We start from the raw sequence: 22,807 nt of genomic DNA, 5'->3' as shown, positions 1-22,807 counted from the left end.
ATACGTTTATAAAAATCAATATTATGCTTAAAAAATTATTCCTTTTGTTGTTAATCGCCTGCTCGTTGCAGGCCACTATTGCCCAACATAAAGAACTGACGGATTTTCCGAAGGGCTATTCGCCGGAGGAAGTTGGCAAGCTGATCGCCTATCGTTTTGTGTATATGGGTAACGCGTTGCATGCCGGCAAATGGATTGGTTATCCACAGACTTTTTACTGGAAAAGTGGGCTTAATTTTGCAGAATTAACGAAGGATGAGCTCCTGACGACATACTTAAAAAACCGATTTGAACTCTTGTTTGGCAAAGACAGGGAGTTGCTCCCCATTAAGAACCACGTGGATCTGAATATGTTCGGCAGCCTGCCCTTAACACTGTATCGAATCACCGAAGACAAACGCTACTTCGATCTTGGTTTACCATACGCAGACACGCAATGGGAAGTACCTGCACATGCTAAGCCAGAGGAGAAAGCTTGGGCAGACAAAGGCTATTCTTGGCAAACACGCCTTTGGATAGATGACATGTATATGATCACGATTGTGCAGAGCGAAGCCTACAAAGTGACGGGCGATCGGAAGTACATTGACCGCGCAGCGAAGGAAATGGTGCTTTACCTGGATGAGTTGCAGCGCCCTAACGGCCTTTTCTACCATGCGCCTGATGTTCCATTCTACTGGGGACGTGGCAACGGATGGATGGCCGCAGGAGTAACAGAGCTGCTACGCTACTTACCGGAGGACAGCGAATACCGTCCACGTATTTTGGAAGGGTATCGCAAGATGATGGCAAGCTTAAAACAATACCAACAGCCGAATGGTATGTGGAACCAGTTAATCGACGAGGCTGATTGTTGGGCGGAGACATCGGGGTCTGCGATGTTTGCGTACGCATTCATCACCGGCGTGAAACAAGGTTGGTTGGATTCAAAAGAGTATGCTCCGGCAGCCCGTAAGGCTTGGTTAGCGTTGGTAGATTATGTGGATGAAAAAGGGAGCGTATCGGAGGTTTGCGTTGGTACAAACAAAAAGAACGATAAACAATATTATTACGACCGTCCGCGCAGAACGGGTGATTTCCACGGACAGTTCCCCTATCTGTGGTGTGTGAATGCCTTATTGGAGCAGTAATAATGATTCTTATCCATTATGTACATGTACATGTGAATGCCTGCACAGTACATGTGAATACCTGCACGTAACAGGTCTGCTTTGTGCCGAAACAAAGTCGACATGTCAGGTGAGCTATTGACGATGTCCCGTGACTTTGCCATCCGCTACAAGGACAACGTCGTCGACGCACGGAACTTCTCTGAACAGTACCGTGCGGTCATTGACCATTCAAAGGACATTGTCGCCATGTCAGGCAACAAGTGTATTTTGACACTGTTCAAAACCAACAACTACATTGCTTTGTTGATTATGTCACTGTACATAGTCGTTAAGTACATGGTGGGCGGGGCTATGTACATGTACAAAATGGAAGATTAAGGAAGGAATCGCTCATCGGTAAGTTCTTTATTCACCATCGCACCGGTCATATTTCCGGCGAAAACGGCGTTAGCTACCGATCGCATCATAGCCGTATTATCACCACATGCGTATACACCTGGCACTGTTGTTTTGTAAAAATCATCTACTTTTAAATATCCGAATTCCGTTAGTTCGCAGCCTATCGTAGCCGGGATATCGGAGTGCTGTTCAAATGGAATTGCGGCATAAATAGCCTCAAAATCACGTGTGGTCCCATCTTTAAAAAGAGCACTTTTGACATAACCATTTTCATGGATGATTTCGTCTATCGCCCGGTCCTCTATCGAAATACCGTTGTTTTCGAGCGTGGTCAATTGTCCGGTATCGAAATCCGGTTTGCCGTTTGTAAGCAGGGTAAGATCATCGGTTAGATTATTGATCATACCCGATAAATGAAAGGCACGTTCGCCATTGGCCAGCAATCCTGTCTTAAGCCCCCGGACTTCATAGCCGTGGCAATAGGGACAATGGATAACGGAGATGCCCCAACATGCCGCAAAACCTTTAATATCGGGCATGATATCTTTTATGCCTGTTGCAAAGATCAATTTCTTTGCTGCAAACTTTGCGCCTTTCTCCGTTGTGACTTCAAAACCATTTTCGATTTCCTTTCCACTGATGGCAATACCATGATGAAATGTCACGGTTTCGTACGCCAACACCTGTGCTTTACCTTTGGCTGCAATCGCACTCGGTTTTTCGCCATCCTGCGTAAGGAAATTATGGGAGTGCGGTGTCTGTCTGTTGCAGGGTAAACCACTGTCAATAATCAACACGTTACGCAGTGACCGCCCGAGTGACATCGCGGCAGACAAGCCAGCATAGCTGCCCCCTACGATGATGACTTCAAAATCTGTATGCTGTTCCATATTACGATAGCTTGTAAATGATGTTAATGGTAAAGTTAATAATCCTGCCATTGACCACGTGCTTATTTGTAAAAATTATTTAATATTATGAAGCCAATAAACTCATCTACCTTGCAAACTACCTTACAGCCTTTGTTCTAGATTGAATAGCGCTCCCATTTAGCTTTTCGATAATTTCATCATAGATCAACCGCTCAAATTTTTTGATTTCCTTCCTGTTGTCGAAATAATTAAAATCTCTGTTCATTTTTTTTAACTCGCCATTTTCGCTTTTTTCAAACTCAACTAAAGTCAGCGTTGTTTCACCGCTCTTTCTTTCCCGTAGTAGCGTTTTGACAACCTGCTGACTATCTTCGTAATAGAAATCCACTTTCGAATAATATCCCGTATGATCAATATCAAACTGTAATACGTCCTGTGCAGGAAAAAGCATTGGATCATTATTTTTTAATTTAACTATGGCACTTTTAACGCTGTCCAGCGGAGCGGCTATCTCCCACTTTTCAGCAAAAGGATAGGATCCGGCAAAACTACCGACCTTTCTCCGTAATAGTTCGTACCCCAGAAGAACTGCTACAATAGTCAGTACAATAATAAATGTGTGTTTATAATTTTGCATAGCCCGATATTTCAAAACCGTTCATAGAAATTATGGATTGAATCAACATGTTTTGTCATAGGTCTTAAAATCCAATAGGACGTATTATCCAAATGATATACACGCTTGTCACTCAAAGTGAAATCGTAAAGCCTAAATTCCGATGGACTATGAACAAGCAGCATTTTAGATGTTTTAACACCTTTTTTATCTACTAATTCCAATACAGAACTTGCCATATAGTCCATCTTCACATTTTCAATCATGTTTCCCTTTCGAAGTATAGTATACGCCTTCCACAACGGTGAAATTACTGTTCCATCCAATTTAAATTCGATTTCGAATGTCTTAAAATACGGCTGAAGTGAGTTTGAAAACTCAAAAGAACTGTTTAACAATAAATAGGCCTCAGCCGTCGGATACGTTATACTGTTTATTCGTTTATTGATCAGTACATATCGTAACGTATCAGCAGGCTTACCGTTCATGTTTTTCTCCAGCAGGATTGATTCCCCGTCCGAAATGAAATAGAAATCCACATCGCTAAACTTTGACTCTTTGTAATGAGACAGATTGATATTACCACGTACATTCGTAATCTTCAATCGTCCTTTTGAATCTTTAACAATTCTTGCTTTCGCAAAACGTCCGCGGTAGGTATTAAAAAAGAGTTCATCTCCTCGCATGACGATCTTTCAAAGAACAATGGAACTGTAAACGCTTTTGGTGATCGTTTGCTTTTTTAAGTGTATCAACATTAGTATAGGCAGATTGCGGTTTATCTTTAGCGAAATCAGATATTCTTTCGCTCTTGTTAGAGCCACAGGCTAACAGCAGCGGTATGATAAAAAGAATATGGATCATATTTGCTGTCTATTAATGATTAACTCTTTTTCTAGGATGCCATCTCGCTCACTTTTCCATAATTAAATAAAAACTATAAACGCGCTAAATACCAGTCTTCACCGATGTTGATCTCTGGGATGCCATCGCACCGGCAGTTCTAATAATACACTATCCTGATCCGGAAGTTTCATATATACTCTGCTATACTCCGACATAGATATATATTCCGACATAGATATATATATAGAATATTTTAACCGCTTATTTAGCAACGAATCTGTTTTCCCCGTTTCTTGAACAGATATTTGAGTAGGTTTTATACTCGCACCATGATAATTCCTATCACTATACGCGATAGGAAAATTAATAAAATATATAAAGGTCAGTTGAAACATAGACAAAATGCTTGTTTTCATATTCAGAATAGCGACAATTAATCCCAAACAGAAATTGTTCCTAAGACACGGGTTGTTGACATCGTAACGCTTCCGTCTTTATGGAGTCTGGCGTATATTCTTATGTTTGATTTGACGGCCCCTCTACTGATCCGTGCCGGCACCCAGCGCTTAGGCTCTCTCAATGTTTGAGTTCTTTGTGAAGAATTTAATGCATTTTTTACAGCATCGGAAAATGCAGATCGCTCACCAGCTTCTAGAATTAAACTACTCATATCTCCACTTACTTCAATTACGCAGCGAAAAACAATAATTGAATCAACCTCAGCTGGGGAATTGATTTCGGCAAACTGTTTTTCTATTGATGAAGAGAGCTTTTTCAAATCGCCAAAATATTTTGCTGGTACTCCTAACTTATTTCGGTTAGGAACATTGCCTTGCATATCCTCTCCCAAACATTCCAATCTAAAATCAAATATCACGGAATCTTTGCGAATAACTATTAGAAATTGTTTACTGTTTACATATTGTTTGGCCCTTCCATAAATATTCTGAACATCGATTTTGGGTTTTAAAAAGTGAATACTATTATTATATTTTTTTTTGAAAACATATACATCCCCCTCAAAATTCATATCGTAGTATTCACTATTCCAAAATTCGTTATCTGGTTCTTGGTAGCGTAATCGCATTTCATGAAGTTCGTCGTTCTGGAATATTCCCCATATTTCCTTCAGTTTTTCTTGCTCTAAGAAAAGGTAGTTATTACTAGTATCCGCAATAGAGATACGGATACTAGTAATATTTTTCTGTTGATCAACAGACTGTGCTACCAAAAAATAAGTAGACAAGAAAAAGAGGTTTAAAAGTAAAAATATTTTCCTTTTCATCGTAGATGGTATTAACGATTATTAATTTTTAAGCTTGTAATATTTAATCTCTCCATCCGTATATGTGCCTTCTCCGTCTGGACCGTTTCGGAATGCCCCCTCATTTCCATATGTTTGTTCTTCTCCTGTTCCGCCTTTCGCAGTATAACTTCCGTCTTCGTTAACAATTCCAGCATGGTATGGGCTTCCATGATCTACAATAACTAGAGAAGCTTCATCCTTAGTTGTTTCCTCAAAATATAGACCAAGTACTTTTTCAAGCTCAACCCCTTCGTTCACATTTGGAGTATTTGGATCATCAACTCCAAACCAATACTCTCCACCAAGCAACGCTTGCCCGAAACAATTCGCCTTTTCGGCATCTGTAGGCAACCTATTTTCCTGTGTTGCAGGATCATAAACCATTCCAACTTTATATGCAATAGCTTCCTGACCGTTAGCTAACTGAACCTTAACCTGATCCATGATTAGCGTAACTCCGTAATCACTGTTACTAGTTGATATCCCTGTATGTATAGCAATTAGATTTCCATTCGCATCCCTTTTCCAAGGATCAGTATCCCCTGTATTATTGGTAGGCGGCGTATAGCTGCCGCCTCCGCCACCACCTCCATAATAGCCTCCATATCCTCCATTATAATAACCCCCGTATCCCCCATTATAATAACCCCCATATGCTCCGGTATAGTAGCCACCATAATTCCCGTAGTAGCCACCGTAATAATCTTCCCAATAATCGTCATATCCATTATAGCCACCTCCGTAGCCGCCATAGATATTTACACCTGGAATCGGAATAGGGTTGTTATAACCTCCGTAACCACCAAAATCACCCCAGTAGCCTCCATAACCTCCCGGATTGTAATCACCTTCCGGTGGGACGTAGCCATTTTGCATTGCTTCCCAAAGGTCTTCCCAGGAATTATAGCCTCCATAAGCGCCATATCCTCCATCCCATCCGCCTTTAATACCGCGTAGGTGATCATTGTCCAACATCTCCAGCTCTTTACCCAGTTGGTCCAGATTTAATTTAAGTCTTTTCATACGCTGATTTTTTAAGTTTATAAAGGATTGGGTGTTTATACTCCAATAGCCTTAGGCGTCACCGATACTGTTCTCTGGGATGCCACCGCACCGGCAGTTCCAATAATACACTATCCTGATCCGGAAGTTTCATATATACTCTGCTGTACTCCGACATAAATCCATATATAGAATATTTCAACTGCTTATTTAGCAACGAATCTGTTTTCCCCATTTCTTGAACAGATATTTGAGTAGGTTTTATGGTTTTTCCATGTAAATTCTTACCGCCATATACGATAGGAAAATTGTACTCATCATTACGTTTACTTAATTCTATATCAAGGACCAATCTATCTCTCGAATTCTCATTTACTTTAATAGATTTTATACGGAATCCTGCCGAGTCAGGCAGACCGTGGATAATTTTATAATCCTTGGCGTCAAAACGGTGTAATGAGTCTTCCGCACCGGGAACAGACGTCTCCATGGTATCCATACAACTAATAGGTATAACAAACAACCACAGAACAGATAATAGAAACAGAATATATCTCATATATTATGGGCTTTATGGATAAACAGAATATTCCTCTAAATATTGCTCTCCCCTATGTGTCGCATTTTCTTCATACCATTGCGCATGGTGATTTTCAGGATTAAACGCTGCGGATATGAAACTAGGCAGTGCAACATTCACATAATAAGTATCACTGCCGTACTGCTGCTGCTGGAGGTAGTGCCCATATTCATGTGCAAGAATGTATACATCAAAGCCATTGGCTCGCCAATCTTCGCCAATATAAATGTTCCCGTTTAGCTGATAAGCTGAGTTATGATCAAACGAATTCGTCGCAACATTCACCCCTTCGAAATACACAATTCGGCCATCATCTCCCTTATAAAGAATACCGTTGCCATGATTAGTTACGGAACCACCACTTATACGAACTTCAGAGTTATCATAATCTGGCCCATAACTACCGTACGATCCATAGCCACTATAACCTCCGATACCATCTCCTCCATAACCTCCGTACCCTCCAAAATAGCCTCCCGATCCAGGCGGAAACCACCCGGGCCATCCACCATTATATCCTCCATAGCTACCGTAATCACCCCAGCCATAGTCTCCATACCCGCTATAACCTCCCGGATTGTAATCACCCTCCGGCGGAACATAACCATTTTGCATCGCTTCCCAAAGTTCTTCCCAGGAATTATAGCCGCCGTAAGCACCATATCCTCCATCCCATCCACCTTTGATACTGCACAGATGTTCATTGTCCAGCATCTCCAGTTCTTTACCCAGTTGGTCCAGATTTAATTTAAGTCTTTTCATACGCTGATTTTTTTAAGTTTATAGTGGATTATGTTATTTTTTTCGGATAGCATACGGTTAATAACAGCCATACATAGCACGTTCCATTTGGCCTCACGAAAATTTATATGCTGTCGAATAAACATTCCGATATCGTTGAATAAACGAAGTGGATCTCTCGTGCCTCCCAATTCTCCACATATCTGATACCATGCTGCCAGCCACTCCGTATCGGTCGTAAGTACACCCTGCTTCGCAACAGTCAACAAATCATTCAGATCATCCAGATTGCTTTTTATAAGTTGATCCGCTTCATATTCTATCCGACTACATTCTGCTACGGATAATCTACTGGCCATACGGTTAAATTCGCTTAGCAATGCATCTGCTGCAGTATCCAATTCGCCTCCGAACACAGACAAGCTCACCATTTGTACACATAGGTAAAAGTTGAACAACGAATCCTGCTCAACTTCATTTTCAGCAAAGCCTTCCAGTATCATTGTGGATATAACAGTTCGAAATCGGATAACCTCTACTGGATTAAACCCGGTCGTAGGCGGTATAACAGGTTTAAAACAATTTGTATAGACCATATTATTGGGCAGGTCAATGAAGAATGAGTGACGTAGTGGCAAAGGTTTTTCCCTTCTCCTTGTAGGATGCACATGCAAGAACTTCTCTATCGAAGCAACTAAACACGCTTCCTTATCATGAACCATTGCATTCGTATAAAGCTCTAACCGTATATGCTCTCCCTGATCATCGGAGAAGTACAGAGCAAAATCATTACGGCTACCTTCTTTCTCCCTCTGTTGAATAAGTGGGTCTATGCAATTCTTCAACAGATTAGACCACCCTTGCCGGGTATAATAAATGGCGAAACACGAGGGGTAGGGTTTGTTCATTTTCATCTATATGCTTGGCATATTTTCTGTGGCATCCAAGCATCGGTGATCTTACAAAGTAACGATGTTCTTATGCGCTGCTATATGTCGATTAATGGTTGATTAAAGAATAAAAAAGTTTATAATTTTTATTTAGCTACAGTAAAGCTAAATAATATTCTCTATATTAGGAAACAATTTTAACAAAATTATAAACCGCGAATCTAAGTACATTGACCATGTTTAGACCGTTCCCGATTGATAGACAATTAGACATGATGGATTGTGGACCAGCTTGTCTCAAGTCCATTGCAAAGTTTCACGGCAAATATTATTCTCTGCAATATTTACGCGACAAATGCGGTTTATCGAGAGAAGGTGTATCCTTTCTCGATCTAAGTTATGCTGCGGAAAGTATAGGGTTAAGAAGTATCAGTATTAAGGCAACCATCCATGATTTATATGAAAAAGTACCTCTCCCCTGCATCGTGCATTGGAGCAATAGCCATTTCATAGTCGTTTACAAAACAACAGCAAAAAGAATTTACGTTTCTGACCCGGCAAAGGGACTCCTAAGCTATTCCCATCAGGAATTTACAAACAACTGGTGTAAACCGGAATATGGCGATAAAAAGGGCGTATTATTGGCGTTGGAACCGCAGGCAGATTTCAAACTCATAAATGAGGGTGAGAAGCGAAATAGAAAAAAGACGATCGACAACCTCATTGGTTATTTTACCCCGTACAAAAAGAATTTTGCCAACCTTTTTGTAGTTATGTTTGTCGTAACGCTGCTACAGGCTCTTCTACCGTTTATATCCAAGGCAGTTATAGATGTAGGCATTCAACGGCAGGATATCGATTTTATTAATATTGTACTGATTGCTAATATTGCAATTATCCTATCTATAACGCTTTCCAACGCCGTACGTGATTGGATATTGGTACACGTAACGTCACGCATAAATATCGCACTCATTTCGGATTATTTAATGAAATTGATGAAACTTCCCATTACTTTTTTTGAGACCAAGATGACGGGTGATATATTACAGCGGGCTAACGATCATGAACGGATCCGGAGTTTCATTATGAACAACTCACTGAACATGATTTTCTCCGTTTTGACATTTGTGGTTTTCGGTATAATCTTATGGATATACAATACATTCATTTTTTATACTTTCCTGATCGGCAGTACACTTTACATCCTTTGGGTATTAGCTTTTCTAAAACTGAGGCGCAAATTGGATTGGAACTATTTTGAATTGATCTCCAAAAACCAAAGCTACTGGGTAGAAACTATTGAAGGTATGCAGGATATCAAGGTAAATAATTACGAGAAGGCAAAGCGGTGGAAATGGGAGAATATCCAGGCAAGACTGTACAAAGTGAATCTGAGGAGCATGACCGTTAATAATATGCAGAACTTGGGTGCACAGTGTATAGACAGTATCAAGAATTTATTGATTACGTTTTTTTGTGCAAAAGCGGTTATCGCCGGTGAGATTACTTTTGGCGTCATGATATCTACCCAGTTTATTATCGGCATGTTGAGCGGCCCTGTACAGCAATTTGTCAGCTTCATCGTTTCAGCACAATTTGCACATCTCAGTTTTCTGAGGTTGAATGAAATACACCAGCAACAGGAAGAAGAAGAAAATACGGGCAGTAACAGCATTACATTGACCTCTGACAAAAGCCTTATTTTAAGAAACGTCTTTTTCCAATATACGGCCAATTCACCTATGGTTATCAATGGCGTACATTTAAACATACCGGCAGGGAAAGTGACAGCGATTGTAGGTGATAGCGGAAGTGGGAAATCTACATTACTCAAACTATTGCTCCGTCTTTACAGACCATCACATGGTGAAATCCTGATCGGCAATATGAACCTCAATAATATCAGCCTAAAACAATGGCGTGATAAAGTTGGTGTCGTGATGCAGGATGGTAAAATATTTAACGATACGATCTTAAATAACATTGTACTCGATGATGAGAAGATCGATTATGAACGATTGGGGCACGCAGCAGAAACGGCAAATATAGCAAAGGAGATAGAGCACCTTCCTTTGGGATATCAAACAATGATGGGTGAACAAGGCAGAGGGTTGAGTGGCGGGCAGAAGCAACGTGTCCTGATTGCACGCGCACTTTATAAGAATCCTGATTTCTTATTTTTTGATGAGGCCACAAACTCTTTGGACACGATTAATGAGCAAAAAATTATTGCTTCATTAGAAAATGTATTCAAAAACAAGACGGTGATTGTCGTCGCTCACCGGCTGAGTACCATCCGTAAGGCCGATCAGATTGTTGTGATGAGAAAAGGACGTGTCGTTGAAATCGGTTCGCATGAGACGCTTATGAAGAGGCGCGGTCTTTATTATCAATTGGTCGAATCGCAAGTGGACCTGGTCAGTAATATCGCAGAGAACGCGCAGGAGAAAGTTAATGACAGCGAACCAAAACCACAAATAGACGCCAAAATACTTAAAAAGGTAGAGCAACATATGGAAAGCAACGGAGAATCAATGCTAGCTTCTAACACAATAGATCCAATCGAAATAGGTTCTGAGAGCTCAAAGACAACTAAAGGATAAAAGAAATGGAAACCGAAATTACCCCTGAAGAGTTTAAGAACGCAGAGCGTACGGAAGAAGTCCAAGCTATCATTGACCGGATGCCAAATCGCTTCGGGCTGCGCATTACCTTATTCGTTTTGGCGTTGGTAACCGTTTTCTTTAGTTTCGGGTGGATTATTAAATATTCGGATATTGTAACGGGTGCCATTACCATAAATGCCAGCAGTGCGCCTGTAAAATTGGTTGCCCATACATCCGGTAAACTCCAGTTTGCGGGAATTAAAAATTTAAAGGAAGTAAAAGAAGGAGAGTATGTTGGTATTATCCATAATGCCGCTGATTTAAATGACGTTAGAAAAGTGGCACATTTAATTAGCGAATTTAGTATAAAAGAGATTAAAAGCTTTGATAAATTGGCGCTCTTTCCTAAAAATGTTTCACTCGGTGAATTAAGCAGCAAATACTTTGTGTTTCTCAATGCTTTTACACAGACGGCACAGTATTATCAGGCAAACCTATATGACGAACAGGCAGCTGTGCTAAAAAAACTGATCAAGGAGTACGAGACAATGCTAGATATCACGAGAAAACGTATTGAAATGAGCAGAGCCAACATGGGAATAGTCAGTAAATTCTCGAACCGGGACTCTATTCTTTTTTCTAAAAAAGTACTTTCCGAAGCTGAAAACGACCGGTCCAAGATAACGTTGATTTCTGCACGGGATGCTTATCAAAACATGCTTCAATCTTATGCGTCCACCAACAGCCAATTACAGCAGACACAGAACCAGTTACAACAGACAATGATCCAGAAAATGGAAAAAGAAAATCAATTAGAACTGGAATTGATTTCTGCATTTACCGATCTAGAGGATAATTTTAAGATGTGGGAGGATAAATATGTGCTGAAGGCGCCGATGGATGGGAAAGTACAATTCCTAAAATTTTGGGTAGAAAGCGAATTTGTCCAAGGGGGAGAACCTATTTTTACTATTGTTCCATTACATAACAACATTTTAGGGCAGATGAATTTACCCGTTCAGGGAGCGGGAAAAGTAGAGAAAGGACAAGAAGTTATTATCAAGCTGGAGGATTATCCTTATATGGAGTATGGAAGTATCAAAGGAGTCGTTACGGACATCTCCTTAACAACCAATGTGCAGAATACAACGGAAGGTGCCGTTGAAAATTATCTGGTAAACGTTTCTTTGCCGAATGATTTAAAGACAAATTACGGATCTGAACTTGGTTTTCGTTTTGAGACGAAAGGTACCGGAGATATCATTGTTCACGAACGCCGTCTTATAGAACGATTGTTTGACAACTTACGGTATAAACTCCATGAATAATTTTATTTAAACAACCTATTTTCTATGATAATTTTAACGTGTATATCCGATATGGAACATCCCGGTTACAAGTTATTGTTAAAATCTTGTAATTACTATGGTCTGAATTTAAAAACATTATATAATAAAGGTGGATGGAACAGTCATCGATTAAAAGATTTTCACGTTAAGAACTATTTAAAAACTTTAGACCCACATGAGATCATCTTATTTACGGATGGTTATGATACCATGTTTGTATCGGGTGAGGAAGAAATATTAAAAAAATACAATGCTTTTAACGGTGCTGTAGTATTTTCTGCAGAGACCAACTGCTTCCCGCACGAAGCACACAAAATAGAGTACGGTGTAGGTGAAACTAAATTTCAATACCTTAATTCCGGAGGTTATATAGGTTCCGTGGTGTCATTGTTGAAATTGTTCGATAAGCTAGAGCTCATGGTTTCTACCGACCGTGCATCAGAAAGCAATTATCAGATGAGTAATCAGTTTCTATGGACAAAATTGTACTTACTGCATCGAAATGAAATTCGATTGGATTACCACTGTACTATCTTTCAAACATTTGTCAACCGTATAGATATCTTACATAGCCATCCTGCCACAAGAAACAAATTATTTTTCGAAGAAGTTAACCATGTGCTGGAGGACTTTTATATTGATAAAAGTAGATTATACAACGAAATTACCGGTAGTACACCATCCCATCTGCATTTCAACGGCGTCTTATTTAAGAATATCGTACAGACCGGAATGTTGGACGATATTATACCTTGGAAATAATAATTTTAATTATCGATCGGAACCGGCGAAAAGTTTTTGTAGAGATTCCCTCTTTTACTTATTTCGTTTTTAACAGTGACAGTTCCTTTTCGCGTGTTTTCTTCCATAATCATTCTGTTGGAAATCTGATGGAAAAAGAAGAGAGCTTCCTCACGTAAGTATTTTGAATCTACCCGGTAATAGTTGGTAAAGTCATTGACATTATCCGGGATTCCATTTCTCCAAAAACCTCCTAGCCAAGAGTCTTCCAAGATCGAGTAATTATATCGAAGTGAAAAATTTGATGGAATATTTGGTTCCAGCTTGCTAAAAAGAATATTGTTTATCATAGTTCCCTGACGTGTCGTTCCATCTTGAAAATGAAAAAGTAGTTCGGAGCGGTATCCTGTTATATATTTAATGTAAAGATCCTTAAGATAAGCACCTTCCTTTGAGTTTGATGTTCGTTCCGTATTGGAATGTGGTAGCGCATTAAGAAACACGGGATTGTTAATATCTATCTTCCTAAGGCCTGAACGCTCTAAACGATGGATCAAGTCAATATCTTCAAAGCCATAATGCTTCATTCGCTCGTCGTATCCCCCAATCTTTAGAAAACTTTGCTTGAGCATACATATCCTGCCCAGAACGTCATTTTTCTGCAACGGGACGTAGTAGGTCGTTAGAAATACATCGGATGCCTGATTGAAAACATGGTTCACATATGTTGCAAAACCTGTTCCGGTAAAATTGTCCGCATCAATATTGCAGATGATGTCGCCCGTAGCCAAAGAAACGACTAGGTTTCTGGAATGTGTCCAGTCGTAAAACTCTATTGTATCTATCTTAAAGTAGACCAACTTTCCGTTTTTCAGTTCTTCCGAGTAATTTGCTTTGATATAGGATTCTAAACCATCAGACGAATTGTAATCAAGAAGGACAAATTCAAGATTTTCATAATCCAAGTTATCATCCAAATTCTTTGCCAATGTCTGCTTCAGATATGAAAGTCGATTCATACAAGTGGTACAGAAAGAAATTCGAAAATTTTTCATTTAAAATTATTTATAGATAATAGTTGGCTTCAAAGGTTTTGCGTAGTATAACCTCATTCGTCATCTCTAGAAAATAACGATAATATATGGTAATTAATGGTTTATTAAAAAAGTTTACAATTTTATTTACCAATCCTAAAATTAAGAAATATTTTCTATTATAGGAACTAATAAAAAAATGAGTTTAGAAATTAGCTAATATCAAGATCACTTTTATGGAAATGTAAAAGCTGTCGGAACGCTGAGTCCCCAGTTTGTCGGTAATAAAATTCCTGATAAAACTGTCTTTGACTAAATATTTGCGGTCAATTTTCCCAATCAATTCGCTCCCGCAGTTTCTTCCCGATTAATACGGATAAAACCTTCCTTCCAGCCCATCAAAGAATGCCCTGCCTCTAAACCTGATCTTGCCCCACGTACTTTCCATTAGTCTATCCACTTTTTCACCGTCCCTACTTCGATAATAATATTTGACGATCACCGAACCTACATTCCTTTTGTGAAACACGATGACCTTACAGTCCTGATAAGTACCTCTGTACAGATCGTCCCTGTCATGGGAAAAATCAAAAATATAAGCCTCGTCTGCGTTCAGTTCACTTGTCTCCGAAACTGTACACTTATATGGGGTGAATCTGGCCAACGCAAGAAAACGGTGGTGGTCTTTATTTGCCACATCCCACCTAACCCTGTTCGATGCCGTGTCCATTCGCTCCTGATAGATATGGTTCATGTACGGCCATTTGTCATTCGTCGGAAATTTCACACTGATCACCATACCGTCCCGTTCAAAGGCAAGATCCTCTCCCCAGAAATGATACTGATTATCATATATTTTTCCCTCGTTCCAACGATGAACAAGTGAATCCTCTAGGATATCCGCATCAACCTCGACATAATGCTTCTCCAGATTGCGCGCAATGCTTGCCGGCGCTGCCGCTGGTCGGTCCTCGAAACGGAACATACGCCGGGTCGTGTGCAATACCTTATCCACCTTATCCCTAGCGGATTCCTTAAAAAGGTACGTCACCTGCAAAAAAACCTGGTCGTGCTTATTGATCACCAGACAACGGTTGTAAAGGTAGTCTCCAAACGTATTGCGGCTTCCCAGATCACGGGTAAATTCAGCAATCCAGTCCGCTCGCGAATACCGGCGCCGACCGGCAGAATAGTATTCGATAGACCGGTCTGTTGTGTCTGAAGAACCCAATGCGTGGTTGAAGGCTAACCGATTGGGGTCGATCCAGTATCGATTAAAAATATCTGGCTCCATCGGAGAGTAGCCATATGTTTCTGCCAATATTAGAATGGACGAATCCTTGTTGACCAGGTAGAAATCCGGCAGGATGTTCCTTCGACGGTCATCCGGCTTTGTGGTATAAAAAAAATATTCCCGAAAAGGTTCATCGTCGTTATTGAACATCCTAAACTCCTTCGGTGCTTTGAACTTGACGCCAAATCTCGCCGACCTAGTTTTGGAAAAATCCTGACCGTACCCTATATTCTGAAAAAAGGAGACTAGGGTAAAGGCTATCGCAATCAAGCTATAAAATCCTTTTGATCCTAAAACGCCCATATTTTACTCTGTTATTTTTTTTGTAAATTTTTATTATACTACTCCATGAACATGACTCAACCTAATCCCTATAGAAGTTATAGACTCCATACAATGCCGAGGAAGCCACATAAATATCTTGATTGCCGGGATTGCTAGGGTCGAACAACCGTACTTGACCATTATCTGGATCTACTTCCTTAACCACAAAATTATGTCCATTATAGGATACACCTACCTTTCCCCCGTCCTTATTCAATACAGACTGGATATCACTTGCATTGGGGAGATCACCATAAGAGATATGGTAGCCGGAACTGTAAGAATTCATATAAGAAACTACATCGTCGGGATCATAACTATAAGCCGGCAGTCCGTTTTCCAAAGTCATCTCAGTAAACGTATATTGGTTCATCAGTTCGTCTTTATAGCACTGTGCGTCGTCCGTATTCCCGTCCAACATATACGCGACCATGTTGAAGAGACAGTCGCCATTGGGCAACGGGCCACCGTTATATCCGCCGTAACTCCCATATCCTCCATAACTTCCATACCCTCCATAATCGCCTCCTGGCGAATACCATCCCGGCCATCCTCCGTTGTATCCACCATAATTACCGTAATCACCCCAGCCGTAATCTCCGTACCCGCCATAACCTCCCGGATTGTAATCACCTTCCGGCGGAACATAACCATTTTGCATCGCTTCCCAAAGTTCTTCCCAGGAATTATAGCCGCCGTAAGCACCATACCCTCCGTCCCAGCCACCTTTGATACCGCGCAGATGCTCATTGTCCAACATTTCCAGCTCCTTACCCAATTGGTCCAGATTTAATTTAAGTCTTTTCATCTATTGATTTTTTTAGATGTATAATAAATTATTTTTCTTTGGGTAGTTATGAATTAATCAAATATGACCTGAATTAAGCAGCATCTACAATTTTCAACTAGTTCCCTTAGAAATAAAAAATCCTATTTCACCACCACAGGATGGATAGCCTCACCGAAAACACGAATCACACCATCTGCTGAGAATTCCATATCGTTGATATAAGACGTACGTGGCCCCACACTGTTCTCACTGGCGTGTGCATGATAGATGTATTTAAATCCACCATCAGGTGTAACGAAAGGAGCACCATGCCCTGTACCCACCAATCCGGTAGCTGCAGGCATATCCCTGCGTAAAATAGGATTGCCTTCATACTTCTTCCAAGGTCCCTTAGGCGATGTAGCTGTGGCATACCCGACAGCGTAATCTTTACTCTCGAAATGGTTAGCCGAGTACATCAGGTAGTATGTATCGCCACGCTTCAGTACCGACGGTCCCTCTGCGATTGTCCCCTGCTTTCTTTCCCAAGGTTCTTCCGCACGAATACATTCCGTCAACGTCTCTGGTTTTATACTTGTTAAATCATCGTTCATTTCCGCCACCCAGATCACGTTGCCCCCTGTAAAGCGGACATAATAAAGGTATGGGGTACCATCCTCATCAATAAAAAGATTTGTATCAATTGCTTTTTCACTTACGACAGGTTTTTTCTCCTGCTGGACAAAAGGTCCCTCTGGTCTATTAGACGAGGCAACGGCAATGTGCTCATCCACGGAATAGAACATGTAAAACCTATTTTTTGATTCAACGTAATAAACTTCAGGTGCCCAAAACCATCGGTCGCCCCAGGAATTCTCTGGAGATAATGCTAAATGCTCGCTACGTCTCCAATGTTTCAGATCTTCGGAGATATAAACTTCAAAACCATTCACTCGTGTACCGTAGGCGTAATAATTACCGTTGTGGTACAATACATAGGGATCCGCAATGGGTAATCTATTTTCAATGATTTCATAAGATATCGGCGCATCGTTCTCGGCTGGGGTGGCTGTTACTGACAGCGGTTCCGATTTCCTCCCATAATTATCCATAGCGACAACTGTAACTTTATAGGTAGCATAACGTGGCAATCTTAATACATATGAACTTTTACTGGCACCGCCTGCCTGTACATGAGGCGTGACTGTATGCTCATTATCTGTACCTTCTTCTGTATAGGAAATCATCATAGAGACTGCAGCGGGAGGGTTATTCCAACTAAGTTTTAGCTCGTTTTTTTTCTCCGTCTCTTCCGCAATCAAATTGGACACTGTTGCGACAACAACGATCTCTCGATCATCTTCTTCTTTTTCGGTAGGTGTTACATTGCTGCTGCTTTTGCAAGACCAAAACAGTGCAAGTGCTAAAACAAAATATTTACTCATCATGATAATTACATTTTTACTTTCTTCCTCTTACTAAAAGACTGGTATTTCCGTTAATACGGGAGAAGGCGTCCCATTGTCGACTATAGGCCAACCGTCACTATCCCAATTCACTTTACCCAGCATTAAATTCCTAGAACCAACCGTATTGTTTTCTTTAATATAGCTATGATACAACATCCAATCTACGCCATTTTTATCGGTAATAATACGTGCATTATGACCGGGTCCTGTATACGTATCATTGCCTTGCAAGACGATCGGGTCAAAACCAGTAGCCCCCCAAGCATCAACGGTATTCATATCTACTCCTCCACGGCTCATGTAAGGCCCAGCGAGGTTCTGAGACCGACCGACCACTACTTTGTAGGAGCTATTAACCCCATCACAACAACCGCCTACGGATGTAAACAGATAATAGTAATTACCTCGTTTGTGGATGTAGGTTGCTTCGAAGGCTTTACCGCCAACCTTGGTCTTTTGGGCCATATCCTTCACGGCCATACCATCAGCAGTAAGTTCGGTCATATAAAGCCCGTGAAAACTTCCCCAAAAGAGATAGCGTTTACCGTTCTCTTCGTAAAAACAGGGGTCAATGGAATTATGTACCCCGATTTCCGTACTGATAAATAGTTTTCCATTGGGGTTACCAGCAGGTGGGACAAAAGGCCCCTGTGGAAGGTTCGAAACGCCTACACCTATACCACATTTCGCTCCTTCGCCCCATTGGGAGATGGAGTAATACATGACATACTTACCATCAAAATAATTGATATCAGGTGCCCACATGCCGGGAGCGTCCTTTCCACTAACAACTTCGACGAAGTCGGGCCTTGTCGTAAAGACCTCACTTGGTGGGCCAATGCTTCTCCAGTTAAAGAGGTCGGATGATCGATAACCTCTGACACGGCCAGAAGTCACGTAAGTATAGAACTCATTACCGACGTGGATAACCGTAGGGTCTGCATAGCTTCCTGACATAACAGGATTCTTAATGGCTACAAAATCACCTTGTTTTAGATCCACAGTATAACTGCGTGACGATCCGTCTTCGCCCTCAATTGTATATACGATAGGCTTGCTAAAATCATGCCGTTGCACACCACTCACTTGTTTTACGCCGTTTACTTTGACGGTTGCACCTCTCTCCGTTAAAGTGAATGCAGGTGCCAAATCGCTGATATTTATGTTTTTAGGAATTTCATTTTCATTGAAAATCTCACCAGTTTCTTCGTTTATAATAGGCTGATAATTTTCCATTTCTTTTTCGGGAAAACTAAACGCCCGAAAGGAATTTGTCATTACACCTTTGGTGATATTAACTGCATAGGAACGTTGCTTTGTTTCTCCGACAAAAAGATCATAGATTATTTCTTTCGTAAAATCATTTCGTGTTTTGCCACTTTGCTGCAGCTCACCGTTCACCTTAAGGACGACGTTCGCATGGTTAGTTTTGAATTCCGCAACTAATCGAGAAAGATTCACGTTAATCGGAAAAGTCTCTTTGTTACTGATGATATTCTTCACGTTATTTACATGAAGCTCATGTTTTGTCGAATTCTGATCCCATACGGTGAACTGTGTAATTTCTCCATCGCCAATTTTATTTTCTGATTCCTTACAAGCAATATTCATGAGCGGTAAAGCCATTACGATAAGGTATCCGGCCAATAGTCGTTTTGATTTTTTCATATAGGTTCTGAAAGTTAATTTAGAAATAGTGATATAGGGCTATACTATTCAATGTATAACCCTATCGCATAGTCCGTACTGCTGTTTACCACTGAACCTGTTGATCCTCGTCTGGAATAAGCGTATTCAAATCACGTTGCATAGACAGCATACCTTCTGTAGAATACTTCACGCGTAAACCTGGTATTGCTGTGTAATCTTCAAATGAATAGGCAAATGAAAGCGTAATATAAACATGCTTTAAATACGGTTTGACGGCATCCCATTCTTCCTCCTTGGTATAGTAAATAGGTTGTTGATCACTGATTTTAAACGCATTGTTCTCTGCATTATCGCTCCATATTTCCAGTTGGCCGTCAGCTAAAAATTTAACAAATACCTTATAGTTTTTACGATCGAGGAAATCGACGTCACGGGTACCGGCATAAAAGAAAATAGTTTCGTCATCGACCACATAGGCCCGGTGCTCATTTATGGTCAAAGCTTCATTATCATCGTCTTCCAGAAATATTTTATATAAGCTTCCGCTATAAACGCCAGAGTAATCGTTGAATGGCGTAATCCGTAACATGGCGCGTTTATAATGTTTGTGTGGATTTACCTGATAATTTCCTGAAGGATCCTCTAGAATCTGCAGCGGTAACACCCATTTTTCTACTTCATCAATGTTTGCTAAGGAAAACTCAATGGGTATCGTCACCAAACTCTCCCCTGCCGGTATGGTAATTGTTTCCGGCATACTATAAAAACTACTCGGTAACTCTCGGAAAAACAACTCTTCCCGATGCCCGAATTGCTCACGGTTGAGCGTCGCTAAGGTATCTCGATCTAAACCGATGCGAACAACACGATCTTGCGTATTCGGGGTAGAGCCGCTGATCACAAGCGGAAGTTGAAAGGTGACTTTTCCGTCCGGCTTATAACGTATATATGTCCAGGATACCCCTTGTGTATTCGGTTCCGCTTTAAAGGAAACCAGCTGCTCATACTGTTCGTCTTCCCATTCATTATTGCAAGACACGAAACCAATGAAGCCCGTGACTGCTAAAAACAGCATATATATTTTCTTCATCATATCTTCAAGATTATAAATTTATTATTCCGGCATAGTCCAACCTGGATTTTGCGTCAGTTCTTTATTTCTTCTCAACTCATCCCAATGAATTGGCCAAAACCACATTTTCAACGTGAAGATGGATGGTAAGGACGGAATAGCAACCGGCGTATGAAAAAGCTCTTTCCTATCATCTGTTACCAATGCGTTACAACCGTATATCGGCGCCGACTCCTCACTAGGTGCATCCGCCCATCGACGTAAATCAAAGTAACGGTGCCCTTCGGCGAACATTTCGATCTGTCGCTCTCGTTTCAATTTTATGCGGAACTTATCTGCATCATTGTACACTTCTTCCGAATAATCTGGTACACCCGCACGAATTCGAACAGGCTGGATGCCTTGTTTCATTTCCGCAACACTTCGCGAGATAGTATGCGTTTTACTTCCGTCCCACGCTGGAATCGTATGACTGCCATTCAATTCGTTCAATGCTTCTGCATAGATCAACAAAACCTCCGTATACCGGATGGCTGGATCGGGTTTATCCTCAATACGCGATTGGTCATACGAAGTAACGGTCGTGTTACTAATGTCATTTGGATGTACATATTTCTTAACGCCGACACCACTTCTCGGCCAATAGGTTGTATTTTTATAGCCATTGGCATATCCGCGATAGTAAAATATCTGCGCATTGTTAACCTCTTCCTTACTAGCTTCTCCACTTAACAGATGCCATGTAGCGCCATTATAACCAACAGATGCATAGAAACGGGGCTCCCGTTGGACATACTGCTTGTGTACGTCGACGCCCAAAGGGCCCAATTCGGGATAGCTGGAAAGTTCCTCTTGTGTAACCAAACCGGATCGTCGAGCTTCGGTATTGTATCGCCCTTCATAATTCGTTCTGCCAGCATACATGTCGTTCATCCCGGGTATATCTGTTCCATCGTTCATGTAGTAAGCATCCACTTGTTTTTGGGTCATACCATGAGAATTGTACCCCTTACCTTCCAGTCTAGGCAACTGGTGCAACACCATGACTTTAATACTTTCGCTGCCTTGGTTCTGACCGCGTGTAAAAATCAATTCGGGATTTTGAAAAGCAGGAACAGTTCCGTTGAACAACGACCTATATGATTCGAAAGGGTCGATATCTCGCCAGCCCATCGGCCAATTATTATCAGAGAATTGTGCGTCATACGGTGGTGTCACGGTAGCAGGATAAGCGATATCACCTGTAGTTCTTCTATAAGAGACATACAGCTGATAACGACCAAGATCCATCACATCTTTTGCCGCCGCCGCCGCACGGGCCCATTTGGACTCGTCATAAGTCATAGACAATAAAGGATTTCCTTGCTTATCCACCAGTGCCGCTGCGACGTCAGCTGGCGCCTTTCCATTATAAAGCGGGCTTGCACCAAATAGCAATACTCTGGCTCGGAGAGCCAAAGCCGCTCCGCGCGTGGGTCTCGTAATCTGTTGGATACCACGCGACATGGGTAGTGCCTTGGCCGCTTCCACCAATTCACCTGCGAGGTAATTAATACATTCCTCGTACGTATTCCGCGGTAACGCAATGTCATCGTAGCTTTTGGTATAATCAATTCCTTCATCAGGAAGTAGCGGGACAGGACCGAACGTACGAAGCAGCACCCAGTAAAAATAGGCTCTTAGAAAACGCGCCTGCGATTTCAAGTCTTCGCGTTCAAAATCTGAAAATTCTTGATTTAAATGAATATTATTTATAAAAACCGTTGCCTGTCGGATGCCTTGGTATCCGGTGCTCCAAATTCCTTTATTCTCTCCACTAAGCCCGTTTTCGTCATATTGTCCTTTCCGCCACCGCGCGTATTCATCATTCTCATCACCGTAATACATATCGTCGGCAAAGTTGAACATCACCGACTTTTTGCTACTGACATCCTGCATGGCATTGGTCCCCAAGAAATAATAGGCACGTGCCAACCATCTTTCGGTATAATCCCGATTGCTAAATACATCCTCGATCGTCATGCGTTCATCAAACAGATAATCCGAATCTAAATATTTTTTACATCCGCCGGCAATAAGGATTAGCCCAACAACGGATAATAGTATAGTTATTCTTTTCATTTTTTTATTTC

At 41.1% G+C, this 22,807-nt stretch carries 20 protein-coding genes; 5 read left to right on the top strand and 15 right to left on the bottom strand.

Annotation, left to right across the window (positions count from 1 at the left end; genetic code table 11):
- Positions 1-23 precede the first annotated feature (23 nt).
- Positions 24-1,130 carry a glycoside hydrolase family 88/105 protein gene (locus H8B17_RS02570; protein WP_190307593.1) on the top strand — a complete coding sequence of 369 codons (1,107 nt, stop codon included), beginning with the start codon at positions 24-26 and terminating at the stop codon, positions 1,128-1,130.
- Positions 1,131-1,232: 102 nt separating this feature from the next.
- On the top strand, positions 1,233-1,490 hold the full coding sequence (locus tag H8B17_RS02565; protein WP_223816316.1) for a hypothetical protein: 258 nt from the start codon (positions 1,233-1,235) through the stop codon (positions 1,488-1,490).
- Here H8B17_RS02565 and H8B17_RS02560 read toward each other — a convergent pair.
- The 8 genes from H8B17_RS02560 to H8B17_RS02525 form a co-directional block, all read right to left on the bottom strand.
- Positions 1,487-2,452 carry an NAD(P)/FAD-dependent oxidoreductase gene (locus H8B17_RS02560; protein ID WP_223816315.1) on the bottom strand — a complete coding sequence of 322 codons (966 nt, stop codon included), beginning with the start codon at positions 2,450-2,452 and terminating at the stop codon, positions 1,487-1,489. The two genes, H8B17_RS02565 and H8B17_RS02560, sit on opposite strands and share 4 nt — an antisense overlap.
- Before the next feature lie 67 nt (positions 2,453-2,519).
- A complete protein-coding gene (locus tag H8B17_RS02555) occupies positions 2,520-3,020 on the bottom strand; it encodes a hypothetical protein (protein ID WP_190307591.1) in 501 nt (166 codons plus the stop codon).
- An 11-nt stretch (positions 3,021-3,031) separates the two neighbouring features.
- A complete protein-coding gene (locus H8B17_RS02550) occupies positions 3,032-3,685 on the bottom strand; it encodes a hypothetical protein (RefSeq protein WP_190307590.1) in 654 nt (217 codons plus the stop codon).
- Positions 3,686-4,278: 593 nt separating this feature from the next.
- Positions 4,279-5,130, bottom strand: coding sequence for a hypothetical protein (locus H8B17_RS02545; protein WP_190307589.1), 852 nt, complete (start codon positions 5,128-5,130; stop codon positions 4,279-4,281).
- 21 nt (positions 5,131-5,151) lie between these two features.
- Positions 5,152-6,174, bottom strand: a complete 1,023-nt coding sequence (locus H8B17_RS20555) for a hypothetical protein (RefSeq protein ID WP_223816314.1) — start codon at positions 6,172-6,174, stop codon at positions 5,152-5,154.
- Between the two features lie 58 nt (positions 6,175-6,232).
- Entirely contained in the window at positions 6,233-6,712 is a 480-nt protein-coding gene (locus tag H8B17_RS02535; RefSeq protein WP_190307588.1) for a hypothetical protein, read from the bottom strand.
- A gap of 12 nt (positions 6,713-6,724) precedes the next feature.
- A complete protein-coding gene (locus tag H8B17_RS02530; protein ID WP_190307587.1) occupies positions 6,725-7,495 on the bottom strand; it encodes a hypothetical protein in 771 nt (256 codons plus the stop codon).
- A complete protein-coding gene (locus tag H8B17_RS02525; RefSeq protein ID WP_190307586.1) occupies positions 7,492-8,388 on the bottom strand; it encodes a hypothetical protein in 897 nt (298 codons plus the stop codon). Before H8B17_RS02525 ends, H8B17_RS02530 begins: the two co-directional genes overlap by 4 nt.
- Before the next feature lie 212 nt (positions 8,389-8,600).
- On the opposite strand from H8B17_RS02525, the gene H8B17_RS02520 reads away from it, so the two are divergent.
- The 3 genes from H8B17_RS02520 to H8B17_RS02510 are packed head-to-tail and all read left to right on the top strand — an operon-like array spanning position 8,601 to position 13,084.
- Positions 8,601-10,970: a peptidase domain-containing ABC transporter gene (locus H8B17_RS02520; RefSeq protein ID WP_190307585.1), complete on the top strand. Its 2,370-nt coding sequence runs from the start codon at positions 8,601-8,603 to the stop codon at positions 10,968-10,970.
- 5 nt (positions 10,971-10,975) lie between these two features.
- Complete coding sequence (locus H8B17_RS02515) at positions 10,976-12,301, top strand: HlyD family secretion protein (protein ID WP_190307584.1); 1,326 nt, start codon at positions 10,976-10,978, stop codon at positions 12,299-12,301.
- Between the two features lie 24 nt (positions 12,302-12,325).
- Positions 12,326-13,084, top strand: a complete 759-nt coding sequence (locus tag H8B17_RS02510) for a glycosyltransferase domain-containing protein (RefSeq protein WP_190307583.1) — start codon at positions 12,326-12,328, stop codon at positions 13,082-13,084.
- Positions 13,085-13,089: 5 nt separating this feature from the next.
- On the opposite strand, the gene H8B17_RS02505 is transcribed toward H8B17_RS02510, so the two are convergent.
- The 7 genes from H8B17_RS02505 to H8B17_RS02475 all read right to left on the bottom strand — a co-directional run bounded on the left by H8B17_RS02505 (position 13,090) and on the right by H8B17_RS02475 (position 22,796).
- A complete protein-coding gene (locus tag H8B17_RS02505) occupies positions 13,090-14,118 on the bottom strand; it encodes a glycosyltransferase family 2 protein (protein ID WP_223816313.1) in 1,029 nt (342 codons plus the stop codon).
- Positions 14,119-14,464: 346 nt separating this feature from the next.
- Positions 14,465-15,694 (bottom strand): hypothetical protein, encoded by a 1,230-nt coding sequence (locus tag H8B17_RS02500; protein WP_190307581.1) that lies wholly within the window; start codon positions 15,692-15,694, stop codon positions 14,465-14,467.
- A 61-nt stretch (positions 15,695-15,755) separates the two neighbouring features.
- Complete coding sequence (locus tag H8B17_RS02495; protein WP_190307580.1) at positions 15,756-16,523, bottom strand: hypothetical protein; 768 nt, start codon at positions 16,521-16,523, stop codon at positions 15,756-15,758.
- A 122-nt stretch (positions 16,524-16,645) separates the two neighbouring features.
- Complete coding sequence (locus tag H8B17_RS02490) at positions 16,646-17,932, bottom strand: glycoside hydrolase family 43 protein (RefSeq protein WP_223816312.1); 1,287 nt, start codon at positions 17,930-17,932, stop codon at positions 16,646-16,648.
- Positions 17,933-17,962: 30 nt separating this feature from the next.
- Positions 17,963-19,621, bottom strand: a complete 1,659-nt coding sequence (locus tag H8B17_RS02485; RefSeq protein ID WP_190307579.1) for a family 43 glycosylhydrolase — start codon at positions 19,619-19,621, stop codon at positions 17,963-17,965.
- Positions 19,622-19,706: 85 nt separating this feature from the next.
- Positions 19,707-20,696, bottom strand: a complete 990-nt coding sequence (locus H8B17_RS02480; protein ID WP_223816311.1) for a DUF4973 domain-containing protein — start codon at positions 20,694-20,696, stop codon at positions 19,707-19,709.
- A 21-nt stretch (positions 20,697-20,717) separates the two neighbouring features.
- The gene (locus tag H8B17_RS02475) at positions 20,718-22,796 is read right to left on the bottom strand and encodes a RagB/SusD family nutrient uptake outer membrane protein (RefSeq protein WP_190307578.1); all 2,079 of its coding nucleotides are present in this window, start codon (positions 22,794-22,796) and stop codon (positions 20,718-20,720) included.
- Positions 22,797-22,807: the final 11 nt, after the last annotated feature.

Origin of the sequence: Sphingobacterium arenae, from assembly GCF_014692505.1 — a bacterium.
Classification (GTDB): Bacteria; Bacteroidota; Bacteroidia; order Sphingobacteriales; family Sphingobacteriaceae; genus Sphingobacterium; species Sphingobacterium arenae.
Note: the sequence above shows the minus strand (reverse complement) of the source record. Positions and strands in the feature narration are given on the sequence as shown.